We start from the raw sequence: 22,587 nt of genomic DNA on the forward strand, positions 1-22,587 counted from the left end.
GTGCGACCCGCCGCGACGGACGGCACGCGAGTCTTGCGGCCGCCGGACCGGTTCGGAGTTACCCCAACTCACCATGCACATCACCGACTACGAGCTGTTCGAAGTGCCGCCCCGCTGGCTGTTCCTGAAGCTGACGACGAGCGACGGGAGGGTCGGCTGGGGAGAGCCGATCGTGGAGGGGCGCTCGCATACGGTCGTCGCAGCCGTCGAGGAGCTGCTCGACAACTACCTGCTCGGCGAGGACCCGACGCGGATCGAGGACCACTGGCAGGCGATGTACCGCGGCGGCTTCTACCGCGGCGGCCCCGTGCTGATGAGCGCCATCGCCGGCATCGACCAGGCGCTGTGGGACCTCAAGGGGAAGCAGTTCGGCGCGCCCGTCCACGAGCTGCTCGGCGGCCGCGCGCGCGCCCGGATCCGCGTCTACCAGTGGATCGGGGGAGACCGGCCGGCAGACGTCGGGGAGGCCGCGAGCGAGAAGGTCGACGCCGGCTTCTCGGCGCTGAAGATGAACGCCACCGCGGAGCTGCGGCCGATCGACAACCCGTCGGCGGTGTCCGACTCGGCCGACCGGATCGCGGCCGTCCGGGAGGCTGTCGGCGACGAGGTCGACATCGGCGTCGACTTCCACGGCCGCGTGTCGAAGCCGATGGTGCGTCGGCTCGCGGCGGCGCTGGAGCCGTACGACCCGATGTTCATCGAGGAACCGGTGTTGCCCGAACACAACGACGCGCTCTCGTCGATCCGCGAGTCGACGACGATTCCGATCGCGACCGGCGAGCGGATGTACTCGCGGTGGGAGTTCAAGGAGGTGTTCGAGACTGACGCCGTCGACCTGATCCAGCCGGACGTCTCGCACGCCGGCGGGATCACCGAGCTGAAGAAGATCGCGTCGATGGCCGAGGCGTACGACGTGTCGGTCGCGCCGCACTGTCCGCTCGGGCCGATCGCGCTCGCGTCGTGCCTCCAGGTCGACGCGTGCACGCCGAACGCGCTGATTCAGGAGCAGTCGCTCGACATCCACTACAACGAGACGAGCGACGTGCTGGACTACCTCGCCGACCCGTCCGTGTTCGAGTACCGCGACGGCTTCGTCGATATCCCCGGCGGCGACGGGCTGGGAATCGAGATAGACGAGGAACACGTCCGCGAACAGGCCGAGAAAGACGTCGACTGGCACAACCCCGTCTGGCGCCACGACGACGGCTCCGTCGCGGAGTGGTGATCCCGATGGCGACCGAACCACGGCGACCGGGGGGCGACCGATGACCCGCCGACGCGAGTCGCCGACCGAGGGCGCGGTCCCCGGGCGGTTCGCGGGCGAGACCGTCATCGTCACCGGGTCGACGCGGGGGATCGGCGCCGGGATCGCGGAGCGGCTCGCCGCCGAGGGGGCGAACGTCGTGGTCAGCGGGCGCTCCGTGGAGGCGGGGGAGGCCGTCGCCGACCGGATCACGGAGCGGAGCGGAGCGGGGGCAGCCGACGGCTCCGCGACCGGCGACGCGACGTTCGTCCGCGCCGACATGCGCGACCCGGACGACGTGGCCGCGCTGGCGGAGGCCGCCGCGGAGCGCTACGGCTCGGTCGACGTGCTCGTCAACAACGCCGGCGTCCAGACGGAGACGGCCGCCGACGAGGCGACGCTCGACGACTGGGCCTTCGTCGTCGAGACGGACTTCCGCGCGTACTGGCTGGCCGCGCGGGCCGCCCTCGAACACATGGACCGCGGGGCGATCGTCAACGTCTCGTCGAACCACGCGTACGCGACGATGCCGGCGCACTTCCCGTATAACGCCGTCAAAGCGGGGATCAACGGCATGACGCGGTCGCTCGCGGTCGACTTCGGCCCTCGGGTCCGGGTGAATACGGTTGTCCCCGGCTGGATTGAAATCGAGCGGACCCGCGAGGAGCTGCCGGAGGGGCGGTTCGAGGAGGTCGAGTCGATCCACCCGACCGGGCGGATCGGCACGCCGGCCGACGTCGCCGGCGCTGTCTCCTTCCTCGCGAGCGAGGACGCCGCGTTCGTCACGGGCGCCGCGCTGCTCGTCGACGGCGGCCGCGGCGCGGTGATGCAAGACGACACGCTCCCGGACTACCGGGCGCGAGAAGGCGCGGAGTAGGCGGACGCCGCGGCGCTGAGAGGCGCGGCGTAAGCGGGGAGCGCGTCGCCACCGCCCGCGCCGGTCGACGGCGATCACCCCCTCATCCGCCGCCGCCTGAAGGCGCGGGTATTCCACTCGTTCTTTATAATCGGCCGAGCGTAGCACCGGGTATGAACCCGTTCGAGACCTCCGGCGCGGGGTGGCCCCGATGACTGACCTCGTCACGTTCGGCGAGACGATGCTCCGGCTGTCGCCGCCGCGCGGCGAGCGGCTGGAGACGACGCGCGACCTGACCGTCCAAGCCGGCGGCGCGGAGAGCAACGTCGCCGTCGGGGCCGCGCGGCTCGGCGCCGACGCCCGCTGGCTCTCGAAGCTGCCAGACTCGCCGCTCGGCCGGCGGATCGTGACCGAGCTGCGGAGCCACGGCGTCCGCCCGGGCGTCGCGTGGGCGGACGCGGACGAGAGCCGGGTGGGGACCTACTACCTCGAACACGGCGGCGAGCCCCGGGGGACGAACGTGATCTACGACCGCGCCGACGCGGCGATCACGACCGTCGAGCCCGAGGAGCTGCCGACCGACGCCGTCGCGGAGGCGGAGTGGTTCCACACGACGGGGATCACGCCAGCCCTCTCGGAGACGACCGCGGAGACGACGACCGCGCTGTTGCGGACCGCCGGCGAGGCGGGGACCACGCGTTCGTTCGATCTGAACTACCGGGCGAAGCTGTGGGACCCGGAGACGGCGCGGGCGGCCTACGAGGATCTGTTCGAGCACGTCGACACCCTGTTCGTCCCGCGGCGGGACGCCCGCGAGGTGCTCGGCCGCGAGGGCGGCGCCGTCGAGATCGCGCACGGGCTCGCCACGGAGTTCGGCTTCGACACGGTCGTCGTCACCCGCGGCCTGGAGGGGGCGGTCGCGCTCCACGACGGCTCGGTGTACGAGCAGGACGTGTACGAGGCGGAGACGTTCGACGCGATCGGCACCGGCGACGCGTTCGTCGCCGGCTTCGTCGCGGAGCGGCTACGCGGCGGTGACCTCCCCGCGGCGCTCCGGTGGGGCTCGGCGACGGCGGCGCTGAAACGCACCACCGACGGCGACCTCGCGGTGACGACGCGGGCGGAGGTCCGCGACGTCATCGACGGCGAGGGCGGGATCGATCGGTGAGGACGGGATCGATCGGTGAGGACGGGATCGACCGGTAAGGGCGGGATCGACCGGTAGACCGGGCGGCGGCGCTAGGAACGTACCGACTGGAGTCCGAAAACTGTTATCCGACGGTCGCGTTCGCCCGCGCTCAGAGGTCGACGGGGCCACCGTCGGCGGCGCTCTCGGCGAGCGCGTCGATGACCTCCATGTTCGCTATCGCCTCCTGCCCGTCGATGAGCGGGGCGGTCCCGTCGGCGACGCGGTCGGCAAAGTGCTCGACCTGAAGCCGGTACTGGTCGACCGCTGGGAACGTCTCGACGCCGTGCCGCCCGTCGATCTCGTACTCCAGTTCGACGGGCTCGTCGGTCGGGGCGTCGAACGCGCGCTCGACCTCGACCCAGCCGTCGGTCGCGTCGATGCGGTAGCGCTGGACCAACTGGGTGTCGAAGCCGGACGCGACCCGCGCCGAGCGGCCGTCGCCGTACGCTAACACGCCCGCGAGCTCCGTGTCGACCCCGGCGTCTCGGGTGTCGCCGGCGTGGGCGTAGGCGCGGTCGGGCTCTCCGAGTATCGTCCGGGCGAGCGAGACGGGGTAACAGCCGACGTCCATCAGCGACCCGCCCGCGAGGTCGGGGTCGAGCCGGACGTCGTTCGGGCGGTCGTACAGCGGGAAGCGGAAGGTGGCCGTCACCGTGCGGACGTCGTCGAGTTCGTTCGCCGCGAGCGCGACGACGCGCTCGGTGCGCGGGTGGTACCGGTACATGAACGCCTCCATCAGCGTGACGCCCCGCTCGTTACAGTGGTCGACCACCGAACGCGCCTCGTCGGCGTCGGCGGCCAGCGGCTTCTCGCAGAGGACGTCCAGGCCGGCGTCCGCGGCGCGTTTCGTCCACTCGGCGTGGGCCCCGTTCGGGAGCGGGACGTACACCGCGTCGAGCGCGTCGTCCTCGAGGAGCGCCTCGTAGGAGCCGTAGCTTCGGGGGATCGCGTTCTCGGCCGCGAACCGCTCCGCGCGGTCGGCGTCGCGGGACGCCACCGCGCCGACCGCGTGGTCGCTGGCGGCGATCGCCGGAATCACCGCTTTGCGGGCGATCCCCGCGGTGCCGAGGACGCCGAATTCGAGGCTCGTCGATCCGGACCATGAGGCGGGCATGGGCGGAGCGACGCGTCCCCCGGGCAAGTCGGTTTGGGTCGATGGGCTCGACGGTGGCGGGGACGACGATCGCCGTCGTCCCTTGACGCGTCGGCAAGCGCCGTGAAACGGCCGGGGGCGATCGGCCTCCCCGGGGAGCACCGGACACGTCGCTGGGGAATTCACCCGGAGCGCGCGTACCCGCAAATGTCGGCATCGGCGGTGTTTGCGGTTCGCGGCAGTGGCGACCGACGACACGGGTTTATCCGTTGAGCGTCTATCGAGAGCAATGGCACAACGGTCCCTGCTCGTTCGCGCGCTGTGGTTCGTCTTCGTCGGCTGGTGGGCGACGCCGATCGTCGTCAACGTCGCGTGGCTGCTCAACGTCACGGTCGTCCTCCTTCCCGTCGGTATCAAGCTGATCAACCTCGTGCCGACGGTGCTCACGCTCGCGGAGCCGCGGTCGCTCTCGGATCCCGACACGGCCCGGGGCCAGCGGTCGTTCGTCGTCCGTGCGGTCTACTTCGTCCTCGTCGGGTGGTGGCTGAGCCTGCTGTGGGCGAACGTCGCGTCGGCGCTCGCGATGACCGTCGTGGGGCTACCGGTCGCGGTCTGGATGCTCAACCGGCTCCCGTACGTCACGTCGCTGTACCGGTTCCACGGGTAGGTCCGTCGGGCACGCGGGGGGGGACAGTTCGAACTCAGTTGACTTCGAGAATTTCGACGTCGAACGTCAGCGTCTCCCCGGCGAGCGGCGGGTTGAAGTCCGCCCGAACGACCTCCTCGTCGACGTGGACGACTTCGCCCTGGCTGCCGTCTTGGGCCTCGAGGTACGCGCCCTCCTCGGGCAGTTGGCCGCCGAGCAGCTCCCGGAGTTCGTCGGTCTCGAACTCCTCGACGTGCTCGTCGCTGGGCTGCCCGTAGGCCTCCTCCGGCGGAATCGTCAGCGTGTCCGTCTCGCCGGCTTCCAACCCGACGAGCCCCTCCTCCATTCCCTCGATGACCTGTCCGGCACCCACGTCGACCGTTAGCGGCGTGTACTCGCGGTCGGGCTGGGCCTCGGCGAGGCCCGCCTCTTCGGCGACCGACTGCTTGGAGGTGTCGAAGACGGTGCCGTCGTCGAGTCGGCCGGTGTACTCAAGCGTCACGGAGTCGCCAGTAGTTATCGACATACGGACACGAGGAGTGCCACACGGAAAGCCTGTGTCATCTGCGGACATCGGCCGCGCCGTGAGAACCGACGGCCGACGGCGTCAGCCGGACGCCGGGAGCTCCTCGACCACCGCGACGTCGTGTCCGGCGGCGTAACCGTTCAGCTTGGCGGCGATGGGTGACTCCCGCAACGCCTCGTCGCCGTATCCCGCCGCGTCGAACGCGTCCATAAGCGAGGAGGCGGACCGCAGCTTGTACTTCTGGTGATAGTCTTCGCCCGGATAGAACCGCGAGAGCTGCTCGATCCGCGTGCCGATCCCGTCGGCGGTGAGCCCTCGTGACGAGAGGAACTCGTCGAGGGTCGCCTGCTGGGCCGCCGTCGCCGTGAGGACGACGTTTTGGTACTGCGTGTCTCCGGTCTGGCGGTTGGGGTTGTGGGATTCGAAGACCCGTGTCAGCAGGTCCCGGTACGTGAGGGCGTCGGGGTCGAAGTCGACTTGGACCACCTCGGTGTGATCCCCCAACGAGTGGTAGGTCGGGTCGCGCGAGGTCCCGCCGGCGTAGCCCACGCGAGTGCGGACCACGCCGTCGACGGCGCCGAACCGGGCGTCCGGGCCCCAGAAGCACCCGAGTCCGAACGTCGCCGTCTCGGTCTCGTTGCTGTCTATCGCACGGCGATCGTACTCTCGGATGTGTGTTGCTGTGAGGTCCATGGGTGCTAGCTGCCTGTAGAGTCGTCGCAGGGCGGTTCGCGGATCGGGCCGCATCCACTCGCAGTCGGGCTCGCAGACGTATATGTTGCGTGTTGCCGTGTGTCGCTGCTAGGCGGAGCGGAGTAGCGTCTTTGGGCCGTTGAGTTCGGCTCTCGTCGGTTTCGGAGATGCTCGCGGCGCATCGGCCGCGAGCACCGGAGCGGTCGAGGGGCGGTGAGCGGTCTCCTCGTCGGGAGTGTCCCCGTTTCGTCGACGGCGACGATTCAAGTTGGTTCCCGTTACTCGACCCACACGGTCTTGCGGTTGACGAACTCCTTGATCCCCGCCTCGGAGAGTTCCCGTCCGTAGCCGGAGTCCCCAACGCCGCCGAACGGAACTCGCGGGTCGGACTTCACCAGCTGGTTCACGTACACGCAGCCCGCGTCGATGCGGCTCGCGACGCGCTCCCCGCGGTCGCGGTCCTCGGTCCAGACGCTCGCGCCGAGCCCGAACTCCGTGTCGTTCGCCTTGGCGATCGCCGCCGCCTCGTCGTCGACCTCGTACACCGTTGCCACCGGTCCGAACGTCTCCTCGGTGTCGACGGGGCACCCCTCGGGGACGTCGGTCAGGACGGTCGGCGGGTAGAACGCCCCCTCGCGGTCGAGCGGCTCGCCGCCGGTCACGAGCGTCGCGCCCGCGTCGACGCTCGCGGCGACCTGCTCGTGGAGCGTCTCCATGAGGTCCGCTCGCGCCTGCGGCCCGACATCTGTCGCCTCATCGGTCGGATCGCCGACGACGAGCGCGTCGACCTCGTCGACCAGCGCGTCGAGGAACTCGTCGTAGGCGTCGGTGTGGACGACGAAGCGCTTCGCGGCGATACACGACTGCCCGCCGTTCAGGTTCCGCGCCCACGCGCCCGTCTCGGCCGCGGAGGAGACGTCGGCGTCGTCGAGGACGACGAACGGGTCGCTCCCGCCGAGTTCGAGGACGGTCTTCTTGAGCTGATCGCCGGCGCTCGCCGCGACCGCGCGCCCGGCCGGGCCGCTTCCGGTGAGCGTCGCGGCCCGGACCCGGTCGTCCGTGAGGAGGTCGTCGACGCGGTCCGACGGGATCAAAAGCGACTGGAAGACGTCCTCGGGGTAGCCGGCCTCGCGGAACACCTCCTCGATGGCGAGCGCGCAGCCGGGCACGTTCGACGCGTGCTTGAGGATCCCGACGTTCCCGGCGGTGAGGTACGGCGCGGCGAAGCGGAACACCTGCCAGAACGGGAAGTTCCACGGCATCACCGCCAAGACCGGCCCGAGCGGCTCGTGGTCGGTCCTGACCGTCGAGCCCGGCGGACTCGGGTGGTGGTCCGCCTCGAGATACGCGCTCGCGTGCTCCGCGTAGTGGTCACAGACCCACGCGCACTTCTCGATCTCGCCGACCGCCTGCGAGATCGGTTTCCCCATCTCCGCCGTCATCGTCTCGGCGTACTCCCGCTTGTTCGCTCTGAGCACGTCTGCCGCGTCCGCGAGGAGCCGCTCGCGGTCCCGGATCGGGCGGGTCTTCCAGTCCTCGAACGCCCGCACCGACCGGGCTACCGCCGCCTCGACGTCGGCCGCGTCGTGTTCGTCGTACGTCTCGATACGCGCCCCAGTCGCCGGATTCACGACGTCCATGTGAGACACGAGAACGGTACACAGGCATATTAACATTGGTCACGCCGGTGGCTCCGCGAGCGACGGAGTCCGCGAATGTTGCGAGCGGTTCAGATCCGTTTTGAGGCGGCTGTCGGGGACGTGATGCGGGAAAAACAGATGCGCGTGTGTCACGGACCTACACATTTATGTAGTGAGCGACACTCACGGACGATTGTTAACAATGGAAACCGAAGGTGGGCGTTCCGGAAACAAGCATAACCGGAACAACGATACGGAGACGAGTTCGGTAAGCCAGTCACCAGTCCGCCGGCGACGGTTCCTACAGGCCGCCGGCGCGGGGACGGCGGTCGCGCTCGCCGGCTGTTCGGGCGGGGGCGGCGGCGACGGCGGTCCCGTGACGCTCGGTGCCGCGAACATCCTCTCCGGGTTCGCGTCGCTGTACGGCGAGGAGGCCGAACGCGGGATCGACTTCGCGGTGTCGGAGATCAACGACAACGGCGGTATCGACGGACGGGACGTCGAGGTGCTCGTCCGCGACACCGAGGCGAGCGGCGACACGGCGATCCAGCAGATCCGCAGCCTCGTTCAGGAGGACAACGTCGACGGGCTGTTCGGGCTCGACTCCAGCGGCGTCGCGCAGGCCGTCGCGCCGCAGATATCGCAGCTCCAGATGCCGCTCATGATCACGCACGCGGCGACCCCGTTCGTCACCTCGCCGCAGGGCGAACACGAGGACTCCGTCGGGAACGAGTACGTGTTCCGCGACTCCAACAGCCTCGCACAGGACATCTACGGGGCCGCGCGCATCGCCCAAGAGCTCGACGCCACCGAGTGGGCCACCATCGGCCCGGACTACGCGTTCGGGTACGAGACCTGGGACTACTTCCAGGCGTACTGCGACGGGCTCGGTGTCGAGGCCGAGTTCACGGCCGAGCAGTTCCCGGCGCTGGCGACGAGCGACTACACGCCCTTTATCAGCTCCATCCTCGACGCCGACCCCGACGCGGTACTCACCCCGCTGTGGGGAGCCGACCTCACGACGTTCATCGGACAGGCCGAGAGCGCGGGGTGGTTCGACCAGATCGACCACACGCTGTTCAGCGTCGGGATGGGGACGGACCTCCCGAGCGACGGCAGTCCGCTCCCGGAGGGTGAGTACGCCTCCACTCGGTACGACCCGTTCGTCCCCGACACCGAGACGAACAACTCGTTCCGCGAGGCGTACTACGAGGAGTACGAGTCGCTCCCGACGTACAACGCAGAGGGCGCGTATCGAGCGCTCTACCTGTACAAGGAGGCGATCGAGTCGGCCGGGAGCACGGAGCCCGACGCGCTCGTCGACGAGTTCACCGGCATGGAGCACTCGGGCCCGGTCGGCGACTACCAGTTCAGCGAGACGAACCAGGCGACGGTCGCGTCCATCTGGGGGACCGTCACGTACGACGACGAGTGGGAGAGCAACGTGCTCGACCCCGTGAACCGATACGAGGCGGGTCCCGACGTGCTGTCGGAGGCGCTCGGCGACTCTGACCTCCCGACGGGTATCTAAGCCCGTCGCCGTCTTCATGAGTTTCACATCACTCGTTCCACTGATCGGTATCTCCGACGTCGTCATCGGGCTGAGCCTCGGCAGTCGGCTCTTCCTGATCGCCGTCGGACTGAGTCTCATCTTCGGCGTGCTCGGCGTGCTCAACTTCGCGCACGGCGGGTTCTACATGCTCGGGGCGTACGTCACGCTCGCCGTCGTCTCGAACGTCATCGACAACTTCTGGATCGCCGTCGTGGTCGGGGCGCTCGCCGTCGGCGTCGTCGGCGCCGCGATCGAGTTCTCGGCGATCCGCCGGCTGTACGACCGAGTCGACTCGGACCTTGACCAGCTCATCGTCACGTTCGGGTTCGTGCTCGTGATCCACGAGGCGGTCCGGTTCATCTGGGGGTCGGGGTCGTACTCGATCGACCCGCCGGACGTGTTCAACTTCTCCGTCGCACTCGGCGGGAGCACGTTCAACGCGTACCGGCTGGTCGTCATCGGGCTGGCCGTTGGGGTGCTCGTCGCGCTGTGGCTGTTCATCACGCGGACGTACTTCGGCTCGCTGGTCCGGGGGACCTCCTCGGACCGCGAGATGGCGGCCATGCTCGGCGTCGACGTGCCGCGGCTCTACACCGGGGTCTTCTTCCTCGGTAGCGTGTTGGCCGGGCTCGGCGGCGCGCTCTCGGCGCCGCTCCAGTCGACCAGTCCGGCGCTCGGCGATCAGGTGATCATCGACGCGTTCATCGTCGTGGTCATCGGCGGACTCGGCTCCATGAGCGGCGCCTTCGTCGGCGCGATGCTCATCGGCATGATGCAGAGCCTCGGCCCGCAGTTCATCAGCGCCGGCAGCATCGCGATCCCGTTCCTCGCGATGGTGATCGTGTTGCTGATCCGTCCCGAGGGCCTGTTCGGGGGGATCGGCGAATGAGCGCGACCGACACCGGCGGCCGGGTGAGCCAGTTCGGCTCGGCGGTCGCCGAGGGGTGGACCCGCGAGCGGTTCGGCCTCCTCGGCGCCGTCGCGCTGGTGCTTATCGCCTTCGCGCCGCCGTTCCAGGTGTACCTGTTCACCGACTTCCTCGTCGTCGCGCTGTTCGCGCTCGGCTTCAACCTGCTGTACGGCTACACGGGCCTGCTCTCGTTCGGTCACGGCCTGTTCTACGCGGGCGGCGCGTACGGGATCGCGATCGTGTTGCGGGACCTCGGCCCGGTGATCGCCGACGTCGTCGGCGCCGGGATCTCGCCGCTCGTCACGTTCGTCATCGGCGGCGTCGTCGGCCTCGCGCTCGTCGTCGCCGTGGCCGTGCCCGTCGGGTGGCTCAGCGTCCGGTTGGAGGAGATCTACTTCGCGCTGATCACCCTCGCGTTCGGGATGTTGGGCTACTCGCTTATCATCCAGGACCCGGCAGGGCTGACGAACGGGACCGACGGGGTGATCGTCCTGCTTGGAACCGTCGATCTCGGCGGTTTCAGCATCCGAATCGGCGGTCGACGGATCTACTACGTCATCTCGGCGCTCACCGTGGTGACGGCGACGTACGGGGTGTGGCGCGTCGTCAACTCCCCGTTCGGGGCCGTCTGTAAGGCGATCCGCGAGAGCCCCGACCGCGCGGCCGCGCTCGGGATCGACGTCAGTCACCACCGGTGGATGACGTTCATCGTCTCGGCGGCGGTCGTCGGGATCGCCGGCGTGTTGCGCGCCGGACTCGCGAGCGTCGCGTCTCCGGGACTCACGCACTGGTCGACGAGCGCGATCGCCGTCATCGCGACCGTGATCGGCGGCGCGACCTACTTCTACGGCCCGGTCGTCGGCGCGTTCATCTTCCTGTACATCCGGTGGGCGATCAGCCGCTTCCCGGCGCTCGAGGCGTACTGGGAGCTGTTCTTCGGCGCGCTGCTCATCGCCGTCGTGCTGTTCTTCAAGCAGGGCGCCGTCGGCGGCCTCTTGCTGCTCCGGGACCGAGTGTTCGGAGACGGAGACGGCGACGGAGCCGAATCGGGCGACGACAACGCGCGCGCTGACAGAGGTGATAACTCGTGACGACCGTCCTCAAGACCGAAGACCTCCGCAAACAGTTCGGCCAACTGACCGCCGTCGACGACGTCTCCATCGAGATCGACGACGACAGTATCACTAGCATCATCGGCCCGAACGGGGCCGGGAAGACGACGTTCTACAACCTGCTGACGGGCGTACTCGAACCCACGTCGGGGTCGATATGGCTCCGGAGCGGGGAGGGAGACGAGCTCGCCGACGTCACCGACGCGGAGCCGCACGAGGTGGCGCAGGCGGGGCTCTCACGGTCGTACCAGATCACGAATATCTTCGAGGGGCTCACCGTGCGCGAGAACGTGCGGGTCGCCCGGATCAGCCACGAGGGGACCCGGCTCGACTTCCGCTCGCGGGCGACCGGCGACGAGTCGGTCGAGGCCGACGTCGAGGAGCTGTTGGAGCTCACCGGGCTCACCGACATCGCGGACACGCCCTGCGACACGCTGAGCCACGGGGAGAAACGGACCGTCGAGATCGCCTTGGCGCTCGCCATCGAGCCGAACGTGTTCCTGATGGACGAGCCCACCGCAGGGATGAACCCGACGGAGGTCACGGAGATCGTCTCGCTGATCCGCGAGCTCGACGCGGACCTCGACGCCACGTTCGTCGTGACCGAACACAACATGGACGTCGTCACCGACATCTCCGACCGGATCGTCGTGCTCGCCGAGGGGTCGATCCTCGCGGACGGGACGCCGGAGGACGTGTTGACGGACGAACGGGTGACCGAGGCGTACCTGGGGAGTGATAGCGTATGACGATACTCACGGTCGACGACATCGACACGTACTACGGGAACAGCCACGTGCTTCACGGGGTCTCACTGGAGATCGACGAGGGCGAGGTGGTGTCGCTGCTCGGGCGCAACGGCGCGGGGAAGACGACGACGATGCGCTCGATCGTCGGCGCGTCGCCGCCGCGCTCGGGGTCGATCACGTACCGCGGCGAGGAGATCGCAGGGCTGTCGTCCGACGAGATCAACGGGCTCGGGATCTCGCTCGTCCCGGAGGACCGCCGGGTGTTCCCCACCCTGACCGTCCAGGAGAACCTCCGGCTGGCGCACAACCTGGCGAGCGACCCGCGACCGGTCGAGGAAATGTACGAGCTGTTCCCGGCGCTCGACGACCTCCGCGGCAGCAACGGGCGGAACCTCAGCGGCGGCGAACAGCAGATGGTGTCGGTCGCCCGCGCGCTCGTTCAGGCCCCCGACGTGCTGCTGTTAGACGAGCCGACCGAAGGGCTCGCGCCGGTGATCGTCGACGACCTCAAGGAGATCGTCCAGACGGTCGTCGACCAGAACGTCACCGTCCTGTTGACCGAACAGAACGTCGAGTTCGCGTTCGACCTCGCCGAGCGGGGGTACATCATGGACACCGGCGAGATCGTCTTCGACGGCACCGTTGAGGAGATCCGGGACCGCGAGGACCTCCTCGAGACGTACCTCTCCGTGGGGACCGCCGATGCCTGAGGAGCTCACCCTCCGCCCGTTCTTCTGGCGGGCGACGCGGCTCTTCCCGGAGACGGAGGTCGTCTCGCGCACGCACGACGGCGTCGACCGCTACACCTACGCCGACTTCGGCGATCGCGTCCGCCGGCTCGCGGCCGCGCTCGCCGACCTCGGCGTCGAGCCCGGCGACCGCGTCGGGACGCTCGGGTGGAACACCCACCGCCACCTCGAGGCGTACTACGCGGTGCCCCTCTCCGGCGCGCAGCTCCACACGGTGAACCTGCTCTTGCAGGACGACAACGTCGAGTACATCATCAACGACGCCGCGGACGACGTGCTGATCGTCGACCGCGACGCCGTGGCGGTCCTCGACCGGCTGTGGGACCGGATCGACGGCGTCCGCGAGGTCGTCGTCATGGACGACGCGGTCCCGGAGACGGAGGCGGACCTGCCGCTGTCGTCGTTCGAGGAGCTGATCGCGGACGCCGACCCGATGGAATCGTGGCCGTCGCTCTCCGAGGACGACCCGGCTGGGATGTGTTACACCTCCGGGACGACGGGGAAGCCGAAGGGCGTCGAGTACACCCACAAGATGCTGTACGCCCACGCGATGATGGTGATGACGCCCGCCGCGCTCGACATCGCCGAGGAGGACGTGGTGATGCCGGTCGTCCCCATGTTCCACGTGAACTCCTGGGAGTTCCCGTACGCCGTGACGATGGCGGGCGCGAAGCAGGTGTACCCGGGACCCTCCCCGGACCCCGCCGACCTCGTCGAGCTGATCGAAGAGGAGGGCGTGACGCTCACCGCGGGCGTCCCGACGGTGTGGATCGACGTGCTCGATCACTTGGACGAGCACGGCGGCGACCTCTCGTCGCTGGAGCGCATCGTCGTCGGCGGCAGCGCCGCGCCCCGGGAAGTGATGCGCCGGTACGAGGACGAACACGACGTGACGATCGAACACGCGTGGGGGATGACCGAGACGATGAGCATCGGCTCGGTCTCGCGGCCGACCTCGAGGACCGCCGACGGCGACCGCGAGGCGAAGCTCGACAAGCGGGCGAAACAGGGGCTGCTCTCGCCCGGGCTGGAGATGCGGGTCGTCGGGGACGACGGCGAGCCGATCGCCTGGGACGGCGAGGCGTTCGGCGAGCTGCTCGTCCGAGGGCCCACGGTCGTCGGGGAGTACTACAACCGCCCGGAGGCCAACGAGTCGGACTTCGTCGCGGCCGAGGACGGCGGCGCTCGGTGGCTCCGCACCGGCGACATCGTCACCGTCGACGAGGACGGGTACGTCGAGGTCGTCGACCGCGCCAAGGACGTGATCAAGTCCGGCGGCGAGTGGATCTCCAGCATCGAGCTGGAGAACGCCCTGATGGCGCACGACGACGTCGCCGAGGCCGTCGTGATCGCGGCGCCCCACGAGCGTTGGCAGGAGCGGCCGCTGGCGTTCGTCGTGCCGAAGGCGGGCCGCGAGCTCGACGTGGAGGGTATCCGGGCGTTCCTCGAAGAGGAGTTCCCGCGCTGGTGGCTCCCGGACGACGTCCGGTTCCGCGAGGAGATCCCGAAGACCGCAACTGGGAAGTTCGACAAGAAGACGCTCCGGGAGACCGTCGAGGAGCCTGAGCTCCCGTACGCGCCGGGCAACGGGGGTGGCGAATGAGCGGCGACGACGCGACGCCGACCGAGGACGCGGCGCCGACCGACGGCGGGACGGCACCGATCGGTGGCGAAGCGACGCCCGCAGACGCGCTTCCGGACCTCTCGGGGAAGGTCGCCGTCGTCACCGGCGGCGGGCGCGGGATCGGGCGCGCCATCACGCTCGGGCTGGCCGCCGCGGGGGCGACGGTCGTCCCCTCGGCGCGGACGGCCGCGGAGGTCGAGGCCGTCGCCGAGGAGGCCCGCGAGTTGGGCGTCGAGGCGCGCGGGATCACCGCCGACGTGACCGACGACGACGACGTCGAGGCGCTGGTCGAAGAGACCGTCGAGGCGTTCGGGTCGCTCGACGTCCTCGTCAACAACGCCGGGTTCAACCCGGGGGACGCGCTCGGCGACCCGACCGAGGTCGAGTCGGACGCGGTCGACGGCGTCCTCGACGTGAACCTTCGGGGCGCGTTCCGGACGCTCCGGGCCGCCGGCCCGCACCTGCGCGAGGCCGAGGGGAGCGTCGTCAACGTCGCCAGCGTGGCGGGGGAGGTCGGCCTCCCGAAACAGCACCCGTACGTCGCGTCGAAGCACGGGCTCGTCGGGCTGACGAAGAGCGCGGCGATGGACTGGGCGCCCGACGTGCGGGTGAACGCGGTCGCCCCCGGCTACGTCGCGACCGACCTCACGGAGACGCTCCAGGAGAACGAGCGGCTCCGGCAGTCGATCTTAGACCGGACGCCGCTCGACCGCTTCGCCGAGCCGACGGAGATCGCGGGCCCGGTCGTCTTCCTCGCGAGCGACGCGGCGAGCTTTGTCACCGGCGAGACGCTCGCCGCGGACGGCGGCTGGACGGCGCGGTGAGCCGTCGGCGGTCGTAGTTCCCGGGGACCTTACAGCCGCTCCGTCTCGCCCTCGACGTACGCGAGCGTCCGCGCCGCGAGCTCGGGGACCTGCGTCTCCATCTTCGGGTAGAGCGGGTCGTCGCTGTCGTCGTTCAGGTGCCGCGCGAGGAACATCTCGCCGAGCGCGGCCATCTTGTACGCCGCGAGCGCGCGGTAGAACCGCTCGTGGGCGAACTCGCGGCCGGTCGCCGACTCGTATCGGTCGATCAGCTCGGCGCGCGTCGGGTACCCCTCGCGGGCGGTGAACGTCGACATCAGATCGGGCATCGCGGGGTCCGGGTCGCCCTCGTCGTACCAGAACAACAGCAGCCAGCCGAGGTCGGCGAGGGGGTCGCCGAGCGTCGACAGCTCCCAGTCGAAGACGGCGACCACCTCCGGCGGCGTCCCGGGCCCGTACATCACGTTGTCGAGCTTGAAGTCGCCGTGGACGAGGGTCTCCGGGTGGTCGCGGGGGACGTTGTCGGCGAGCCACTCGCCGACGGCGACCAGGTCGGGCACCTCCCTGACCGACTCCGTCATCCCGAAGGCCCACTCGAGCTGGTCCGTCCAGCGCTCGACCTGCCGGCCCGTGTACCCCGCCGGGCGACCGAACTCGCCGAGGCCGACCGCCTCGTAGTCGACCGCGTGGATCGCCGCCAGCGTGTCGACGAGTTCGGTCCCGATCCGTTCGCGGGCGGGCGGGTCGGCGAACCGCTCCGGCTCGGCGTCGCGCAACACGTCGCCGTCGGCCCGCTCCATGACGTAGAAGTCGCTCCCGAGCACGGCGGCGTCGTCGCAGGCGCGCAGCGTCGGGGGGACCGGGACGCCGGTGTCGCCGAGCGCGTCGACGACGCGGTGCTCGCGGAGCACGTCGTGGGCCGTGTCGGCCGTCTCGCCGGGCGGCGGCCGCCGGATGACCAGCTCGCGGTCGCCCCACGTGACGAACAGCGTCTCGTTCGAGTGCCCCTCGGCGTGTCGCTCGACGTCGAACGCGTCCGCCGGCCCGAACTCGGCCGCGAGGTACTCGCCGAGCGCGTCGGCGTCGACCAGCCTGTCGAGGTAGTCCGCGTCGGTCACGGCCGATCTCCCCCCGTTCGACGCCGGCTGGAGGCGACGGCGGCCGACTGAACTATGCCCGAACGGCTTTCATCGGTTGTCGCATATTCGACTAACATTGTAAATCTATTTTTCAGTACAATGGGGATCAGTTTCGCGTAATATAGAATTTTGGGAGAATAGCCGGAACCACTATTTACATTGCTAAACAAGAGTCGGTATGGAGTACGACGACATCGGACGCGGCCCGGAGGTCGCCGACGCCGTCAGGGAGTTCGTCGAGGAGACGGTGCTGCCGGTGGAACGGGAGTGGCTCGGCCGGGGGCCGATCCCGCCGGCGGAGATCGAGGCGCTGCGCGACGCCGCGCGCGACGAGGGGATCTACGCGCCGCAGGTCGACGAGGAGTACGGCGGGCTCGGGCTCGGCTTCCGCGAGATGCTGCCCGTCTTCGAGGAGGCGGGGCGGAGCCTGCTCGGCCCGACCGCGCTCCGGTGTGCGGCGCCGGACGAGGGGAACATGCACACCCTCGAGATCGCGGCCACCGACGAGCAGAAGGAGCGCTGGCTCCGCCCGCTCGCGGCCGGCGAGATCGACTCCGGGTTCGCGATGACCGAGCCGATGCAGGGCGGGGGGTCGGACCCGAAGATGCTGGGGACGACCGCGGAGAAGGACGGCGACGAGTGGGTCATCGACGGCCACAAGTGGTGGACGACCGGCGGGCTCGACGCCGACGTGTTCCTGACGTTCGCGCGGACCGACCAGGAGGCGCACCCGTACGCGGGCTGTTCGGTGATCCTCGCGCCCGCCGACGCCGACGGCGTCGAGATCGTCCGGAACATCCCGCACCTCGGCGAGGGGCTGGTGGGGACGACCCACGCGGAGATCCGGTTCGATAACGTCCGCGTCCCGGTGGAAAACACGCTCGGCGAGGAGAACGAGGGGTTCACGCTGGTCCAGCAGCGGCTCGGTCCGGCCCGGCTCACCCACTGTATGCGGTACGCCGGGATGGCCGACCGCGCGCTCGACATCGCGACCGCCTACCTCTCCGAGCGGGAGGGGTTCGGCGAGCCGCTCTCGGAGAAGCAGGGGCCGCGGTTCCGGATCGCCGACCGCCGGACCGAGCTCCACGCCGCCCGCACGATGGTGCGGCACGCCGCCGGGCGGATCGCCGACGGCCACGAGGCGCGCATCGAGGTGGCGATGGCGAAGACGTTCGCGGCGAACGTGACCCAAGAGGCGATCGACGACGCGCTCCAGTTCTGTGGCGGCAACGGGATCGCCTACGACCTGCCGATCGCGCGCTTCCACGAGAACGTCCGGCAGTTCCGGATCGTCGACGGCGCCGACGAGGTCCACCGGCGGTCGATCGCCCGGGACGCCTTCGAGGACCCGCCGACGGAGGAGTTGGAGACGGTTACTCGGTTCGGCGAGTTCGACTAAGCCGCGGGTCGCGGTCGGCGGTCACGCCTCGTCGCCGTCTTCCTGAAACACCTCGAACAGCTCGGGGTCCGTCCCGAACTTGAGGACGTTCGTCACGACGGAGTTGCGGAGGTTGGCGATGAGCTCGCCGTACTCCTTGTAGAAGTCGTGGATCCACTTCGACTCCTGTTCGCGGTCTTTGAACATCATGATGGTCTTCCACTGGTAGTCGCCGTCCGAGAGGAAGTACATGAACGTGTGGCGGCTCGACCGGATGTGTTCGAGCGCGTCCCGCCAGTTCTCCTCGAACCCCTCCGGGTTGAACTGGAACTCGAACAGCGAGAAGAAGAGGTGCTCCTCGTTGGGGACGAGCGCCTCGCGGAACACGCCGTCCTCGCGCATCCGTCGGATCGACTCGCTGACGGTCACGTGAGAGACGTCGATGTCGTGCTCCTCCTCGAGGAGGTCTCGGAGCTTCCGGGAGGTGAGCTGCGGGTCGCGTGCGAGTTCTTGGAGGATTATCGTGTCCCGTTCGGAGAGGTTCCAGTCGGGACGCGGCTGTTTCTCGGGCATTCCCTCCGTATGCGTGGACGCGTCACGGTAATCAGTATTTGGGCTGCGCTCGGCGACGCCCGGGCGGCGCTGTTCGCGGTAGTCGGGGGAACGCCCACTCCACCTGGCTGGTGACGGTGCTGAGCGGAGAGAGTCAGGTCACACAGCCGCAGTTGGGATGACCCGGATCCGTGAGTCCCTCGAATGTTTTCGACAGTCCGCAAAGAGGACGCGAGCTCAGTTCAGATCCATCTCGGCTTCGAACTGTTCTCGTTGCGCAGAGTCGAGCGTGAGGACCCATTCGAACTGATCTCCTACCCACGACGTGGACATGATCGAGTTGCGGAACTCCTTGGAGTGTTTCGACGTCAGCCCGGCGAGAATGCCTGAGAGACCGCTACTGCCACCGACCGTCTCGCCGTACTCGTCTTCCATCCGTTCAAGCAGGTCGTCGGTGAGCAACGGCTCTTCGGCGGCGTACAGCACGCGGAACATCGCCGCCTGTTTGCTGGTGAGGCGGTCGAAGAAATCAGGCGGGAACCACCCGGTGAACTCATCAGGGGCATCCGTTGAATCCGGCTCGGGAGACGCAGGATCGATCGACCAGTGATCGAGCGCGAATCCGACGAGCGTGTCGGTCCGCTCGTTGATAGCCGACTTCCCGAACGTGTCGAACGCCGCAAGTTCCCGCTGGACGCGCAACGACGAGGAGGCGTACTCCTTCTCGCGTCCGCCGCTAGCGTGTTTCTTCTCGGCGAACGGCAGATTACCGTACGAGCCGTTCCAGTACCGACTGGCGAGCGTGAGGTTCCCGAGGCGGTGGACGTGTTCGTCGAACTCGCCGACGAGGCTCTCGGGGATCGCATCGGCGGGCAGCTTTCGAGCGAGAATGTGCTCGACTTGGAACTCGGTCGAGAGGATATGCCCGGGACTCGTCATGACCTCCTCGCCGGCCTCGGATTCGACCTGTTGTCCGTAGTGATAAAGCAGGTACTTCGTGTCTCGACTCGACGTGCTCTGGTAGAAGTCCGGATCGCGGAGTTGGCGCTCGAACCGGTCGTCGTCCGTGTATCGCTGCGTGATCGAGTCGAGTCGTTCGACGACGGTCTCGGGATCGAACGACGGTGTCGTGTGAACGTCGTGAGCGAGGCGAACGAGTCGACCCCGGCCCGTGTCCGAACGCCGTGAGTCAATTGCGTACATCCGGAACACGAGCGTTTCACACGCGTCGACGACGGCTGCGAAGCCCTCGGGATCATCGTCGGCAAAGTTCAGATACGACGCCATCAGGACGGGGAGGACGTTCGCCAGTCGTCCGAGCTCTAGGAGTCGCGTGAGCGAGGGTTCAACGGAATCCGGGACATCCGGCTGGAGTATCGCTGAAAACGCCGTCGCGGCCTCACGGAGGTCTTGGACGTACGCGTCGATTTCCGACTGGACGGCATCGAGTTCGCCGGCGCGGAACCGCTCGCGGAGCCGGTCTTTCAGCGTCTCGAACCCGTTGAAATACTCGTCAGAGTCATAGCCGTCGTAGATGCCCCAGTGGAACCGAAGGAAGCTGTCCTCATCGAAGTCGTTCACCCGATCATGGCCGGTGTTGAAAACGAACAGGTCCCGGTAGATACTCCCGAACCGTTGTTTGATCTTGGTTTCGAGAGCGCCCTGGTTGCTGGAGCGGTCGTCCATGTACATCAGGAAGCTCTTCGTTTTGTCGAGCGTCGAGAGCGGTCGGCCGCGGTCGTTGAGACTCTCGAAGATCGAGGCCGCCTCGGAGCCGTCATCGATCTCGACGACGTTGATCCGGCAGTCGTACCGGAGCGTCTCTGCGAGATCGGCGACGGCCTCAGGGTCATCGAGCTCCGCAAACTGTTCCGTGAAGAAGTCCGCGGCAGCCTTGAGACGCGTCTGTGACGGCGTTTCCGGGTCGATGGATGCGGAGCCGAGGAGTCCGTCACGGAAGTACTCGGAGTCCTGATCCTGTGGAAGTAATCGCGGTCGTTCCTCGACGGGGAAGAGGAGGTTATCCTCGTCGAGCGTCGCTTCGATCGTGTCGTCGAACTCCGACGCGACGTACAGGAAGATGATCGCCGAGGTCAGGCGCTGTTGGCCGTCCACGACGTCGTACTTATCAAACCGACGGCGACGGTCCGTCTCGAACTGGGTGTCCTGCTTGCGAAGGATGATGTTTCCGAAGAAATGCGACTTCTCCTCCGGGAGGTACAGGAGGTCCTCAAACAGGTCCGTGAGCTGGGGCTCGGTCCACGAGTAGCTGCGTTGGTAGCTCGGGATATCAAACAACCCGTCCGTCAACAGGGAGTCGAGATGGACCGTGCGGGTTTCCATGGTGGGACGGTGGTGTGCCGGCCAGTATAAATCGTGGTTGTCACTCTCTGTAGATGTGGAAACCGACCATGATTTCTGATTACAAGTTTCAGCAGAGCCAATGGGTCAGGGTAGTATCTGGGGAGAGAGGGGGGTGCGTCCGACAAGACGGTGGGAGTGTGGGGCACCTACGCAGCGAGCCGTTACAACAGTAGAGTCAGCAATCAGTTGGATCCGAGCGCGGAAATACGTGGTTCGAACTCCTCTTGGAAGTTGTCCATCGCATCCACTCCCCACTCAACTAGGGAGTTTTGCTGGTCAGCGGTCAATTCGGTAATTGCCCCGTCAATGCCTTCCGCCTGCTTGATCCGAGATGCTTGTTTCTCGGGCAAGCGTTCCCACTCCAGCTCAACCCCTAGATTCGTCTCAATATCCGCCTGCTCTCGTTTTAACGCCTCAAATATCTCCTCGTTGCGTTCCTTATCCGACGTGGAAATGTAGAGTTCAACCGAGAACTCCGGTCCCTGATGGAACGCCCATCCAAGTCGAACTCCCGAAATACCAGCGCTGAACGTCAGATAGCTCCGAGGCCCGGGCTTGAGCTTGTACCAATTCGGGCGTCTCTGGGAGTAGGCCCCGACCATCTCGGCGAAGAACTGCTGGTAGTTTTGTTCTAAGTCGGACAGAGACTCGTTGCTAACTTCTCGTTCCCACTCGTTAGGCTCAACGACAATTTCGAATTCGAACCCACGCTCTTCGGAGCCTTCGATACTCACAACGCGGGGTCTGATCGCGAAGAATTTCGCGCCTTTCGGCCCGGATTCGTTCAACCATTCGAGCACGCTCCGGTGTTCCGGCCGAAACTCCTCGGCGAGCCACATCGTGAACCCGGCGTCCTTTCCGGACGAGTACGTCAGGAGCTTGCCCAGGTGATCGTGGTCAGTCCGATTGTACTGGTTCTCAATGACGACGGTCTCGCCCGTATTCATCTCCCGTGCGACGATGTCGGCCGAAAAGTCGCCAACGGCTTCCTCCGCTCGTGCGTCTTCGATCTCTATCCCCAACGCTGACGCGAGGAGGTCGATGTTCTCTGTCAACCATTTGGTGAAATCTCGCTCCTCGTTCTCCCACACCGAACGAAGGTCGTGTTCGTGGATTCGCGAGACGTTCCGATCCATAGACACGCTTTCCCGGGAGCTCTGATAAAAGGTCATTCTGCTCTCAGAGCGTAATCCGCTGTGACTCGTTGCCGGACGCATTCCCCCGTCCCGGAGAAGATTGATCTGAAGACAATGAATACGACCTCTGTTTCTGCTGTAGAGACGGTTCTGGAATCATGTTTCGTTGTTACGGGACTGGGTTTACCGTTGAGTATCTCAGAAGTTTGCTGGACGCACCCCCCTCTCCCCGTCCCCATCTTCCAGCCGAAGCGCAGTAGAACCGTAAGAGAGCCAATGACAGAATTCAGGACGGCACCCCGTTTGCTAGACAAGAAGACATGTAGGACACGGGGGCTTTATATGTAATACCTAAAAACGGGGGCGTATGAAGGCGTTCGGCGACGAGGACACGCTGGTCGTCGGCGAGTGCGAGTATCAGGAATCGCCACTCGACTACAGCGCGCTGGCGTCACTGGAGACGCACGTCGAGGAACTCCGGTGGCAGCCGTCGGGTGGCGGCACGCGGACCGTCGAATACGCGCTGTTCTCCCGGAGCGGGTTTACGGATAGCGTCCGCGAAGCTGCCGCCGATCGCAGCGATGTGCGTCTCTACACGATCGAAGACGTCGTCGACGCGCTCGGAGAGTGAAC

Annotated in this window: 21 protein-coding genes; 13 read left to right on the forward strand and 8 right to left on the reverse strand. The window is 67.5% G+C overall.

Annotated features, from left to right (window positions below; genetic code table 11):
- The first annotated feature begins 73 nt into the window (after positions 1-73).
- From dgoD to kdgK1, 3 genes are all read left to right on the forward strand, one after another.
- Positions 74-1,225, forward strand: coding sequence for a galactonate dehydratase (dgoD, locus tag ACOZ35_RS11040; protein WP_424013639.1), 1,152 nt, complete (start codon positions 74-76; stop codon positions 1,223-1,225).
- Positions 1,226-1,265: 40 nt separating this feature from the next.
- Positions 1,266-2,120 (forward strand): SDR family NAD(P)-dependent oxidoreductase, encoded by an 855-nt coding sequence (locus ACOZ35_RS11045; protein WP_424013640.1) that lies wholly within the window; start codon positions 1,266-1,268, stop codon positions 2,118-2,120.
- A 190-nt stretch (positions 2,121-2,310) separates the two neighbouring features.
- A complete protein-coding gene (gene kdgK1 / locus ACOZ35_RS11050; RefSeq protein WP_424013641.1) occupies positions 2,311-3,267 on the forward strand; it encodes a bifunctional 2-dehydro-3-deoxygluconokinase/2-dehydro-3-deoxygalactonokinase in 957 nt (318 codons plus the stop codon).
- 130 nt (positions 3,268-3,397) lie between these two features.
- On the opposite strand, the gene ACOZ35_RS11055 is transcribed toward kdgK1, so the two are convergent.
- Positions 3,398-4,402, reverse strand: coding sequence for a Gfo/Idh/MocA family protein (locus ACOZ35_RS11055; protein WP_424013642.1), 1,005 nt, complete (start codon positions 4,400-4,402; stop codon positions 3,398-3,400).
- Between the two features lie 268 nt (positions 4,403-4,670).
- On the opposite strand from ACOZ35_RS11055, the gene ACOZ35_RS11060 reads away from it, so the two are divergent.
- Positions 4,671-5,048, forward strand: coding sequence for a YccF domain-containing protein (locus tag ACOZ35_RS11060; RefSeq protein WP_424013643.1), 378 nt, complete (start codon positions 4,671-4,673; stop codon positions 5,046-5,048).
- Between the two features lie 34 nt (positions 5,049-5,082).
- On the opposite strand, the gene ACOZ35_RS11065 is transcribed toward ACOZ35_RS11060, so the two are convergent.
- The 3 genes from ACOZ35_RS11065 to ACOZ35_RS11075 form a co-directional block, all read right to left on the reverse strand.
- Positions 5,083-5,529, reverse strand: a complete 447-nt coding sequence (locus tag ACOZ35_RS11065; protein WP_424016061.1) for an FKBP-type peptidyl-prolyl cis-trans isomerase — start codon at positions 5,527-5,529, stop codon at positions 5,083-5,085.
- A gap of 105 nt (positions 5,530-5,634) precedes the next feature.
- Positions 5,635-6,246 carry a peptide-methionine (S)-S-oxide reductase MsrA gene (locus tag ACOZ35_RS11070; protein WP_424013644.1) on the reverse strand — a complete coding sequence of 204 codons (612 nt, stop codon included), beginning with the start codon at positions 6,244-6,246 and terminating at the stop codon, positions 5,635-5,637.
- Between the two features lie 278 nt (positions 6,247-6,524).
- Entirely contained in the window at positions 6,525-7,886 is a 1,362-nt protein-coding gene (locus ACOZ35_RS11075; protein ID WP_424013645.1) for an NAD-dependent succinate-semialdehyde dehydrogenase, read from the reverse strand.
- 202 nt (positions 7,887-8,088) lie between these two features.
- Between ACOZ35_RS11075 and ACOZ35_RS11080 the strand changes: the two genes are divergently transcribed.
- From ACOZ35_RS11080 to ACOZ35_RS11110, 7 genes are read left to right on the forward strand one after another with little or no spacing between them, the layout of a single operon-like run.
- Positions 8,089-9,417, forward strand: a complete 1,329-nt coding sequence (locus ACOZ35_RS11080) for an ABC transporter substrate-binding protein (RefSeq protein ID WP_424013646.1) — start codon at positions 8,089-8,091, stop codon at positions 9,415-9,417.
- Positions 9,418-9,433: 16 nt separating this feature from the next.
- Complete coding sequence (locus ACOZ35_RS11085) at positions 9,434-10,327, forward strand: branched-chain amino acid ABC transporter permease (protein WP_424013647.1); 894 nt, start codon at positions 9,434-9,436, stop codon at positions 10,325-10,327.
- The gene (locus tag ACOZ35_RS11090; protein WP_424013648.1) at positions 10,324-11,439 is read left to right on the forward strand and encodes a branched-chain amino acid ABC transporter permease; all 1,116 of its coding nucleotides are present in this window, start codon (positions 10,324-10,326) and stop codon (positions 11,437-11,439) included. Before ACOZ35_RS11085 ends, ACOZ35_RS11090 begins: the two co-directional genes overlap by 4 nt.
- The gene (locus tag ACOZ35_RS11095) at positions 11,436-12,209 is read left to right on the forward strand and encodes an ABC transporter ATP-binding protein (RefSeq protein WP_424013649.1); all 774 of its coding nucleotides are present in this window, start codon (positions 11,436-11,438) and stop codon (positions 12,207-12,209) included. The genes ACOZ35_RS11090 and ACOZ35_RS11095 overlap by 4 nt, the downstream gene beginning before the upstream one ends.
- Complete coding sequence (locus tag ACOZ35_RS11100) at positions 12,206-12,919, forward strand: ABC transporter ATP-binding protein (protein ID WP_424013650.1); 714 nt, start codon at positions 12,206-12,208, stop codon at positions 12,917-12,919. Before ACOZ35_RS11095 ends, ACOZ35_RS11100 begins: the two co-directional genes overlap by 4 nt.
- Complete coding sequence (locus ACOZ35_RS11105; protein WP_424013651.1) at positions 12,912-14,561, forward strand: long-chain fatty acid--CoA ligase; 1,650 nt, start codon at positions 12,912-12,914, stop codon at positions 14,559-14,561. Before ACOZ35_RS11100 ends, ACOZ35_RS11105 begins: the two co-directional genes overlap by 8 nt.
- The gene (locus ACOZ35_RS11110; protein ID WP_424013652.1) at positions 14,558-15,406 is read left to right on the forward strand and encodes an SDR family NAD(P)-dependent oxidoreductase; all 849 of its coding nucleotides are present in this window, start codon (positions 14,558-14,560) and stop codon (positions 15,404-15,406) included. The genes ACOZ35_RS11105 and ACOZ35_RS11110 overlap by 4 nt, the downstream gene beginning before the upstream one ends.
- A 29-nt stretch (positions 15,407-15,435) precedes the next feature.
- Here ACOZ35_RS11110 and ACOZ35_RS11115 read toward each other — a convergent pair whose 3' ends face one another.
- A complete protein-coding gene (locus ACOZ35_RS11115; RefSeq protein WP_424013653.1) occupies positions 15,436-16,503 on the reverse strand; it encodes a phosphotransferase family protein in 1,068 nt (355 codons plus the stop codon).
- A 199-nt stretch (positions 16,504-16,702) separates the two neighbouring features.
- Here ACOZ35_RS11115 and ACOZ35_RS11120 point away from each other — a divergent pair, with 199 nt between their 5' ends.
- Positions 16,703-17,923: an acyl-CoA dehydrogenase family protein gene (locus tag ACOZ35_RS11120; protein WP_424013654.1), complete on the forward strand. Its 1,221-nt coding sequence runs from the start codon at positions 16,703-16,705 to the stop codon at positions 17,921-17,923.
- Positions 17,924-17,944: 21 nt separating this feature from the next.
- On the opposite strand, the gene ACOZ35_RS11125 is transcribed toward ACOZ35_RS11120, so the two are convergent.
- From ACOZ35_RS11125 to ACOZ35_RS11135, 3 genes are all read right to left on the reverse strand, one after another.
- Positions 17,945-18,475, reverse strand: coding sequence for a winged helix-turn-helix domain-containing protein (locus ACOZ35_RS11125; protein ID WP_424013655.1), 531 nt, complete (start codon positions 18,473-18,475; stop codon positions 17,945-17,947).
- Between the two features lie 216 nt (positions 18,476-18,691).
- Positions 18,692-20,797: a DUF262 domain-containing protein gene (locus ACOZ35_RS11130; RefSeq protein ID WP_424013656.1), complete on the reverse strand. Its 2,106-nt coding sequence runs from the start codon at positions 20,795-20,797 to the stop codon at positions 18,692-18,694.
- 203 nt (positions 20,798-21,000) lie between these two features.
- Positions 21,001-21,954 carry a DUF4268 domain-containing protein gene (locus ACOZ35_RS11135; protein ID WP_424013657.1) on the reverse strand — a complete coding sequence of 318 codons (954 nt, stop codon included), beginning with the start codon at positions 21,952-21,954 and terminating at the stop codon, positions 21,001-21,003.
- 367 nt (positions 21,955-22,321) lie between these two features.
- Between ACOZ35_RS11135 and ACOZ35_RS11140 the strand changes: the two genes are divergently transcribed.
- Complete coding sequence (locus ACOZ35_RS11140) at positions 22,322-22,585, forward strand: hypothetical protein (protein WP_424013658.1); 264 nt, start codon at positions 22,322-22,324, stop codon at positions 22,583-22,585.
- Positions 22,586-22,587 lie beyond the last annotated feature (2 nt).

This window comes from Halorubrum xinjiangense (genome assembly GCF_049604745.1).
GTDB classification, from domain to species: Archaea; Halobacteriota; Halobacteria; order Halobacteriales; family Haloferacaceae; genus Halorubrum; species Halorubrum xinjiangense_A.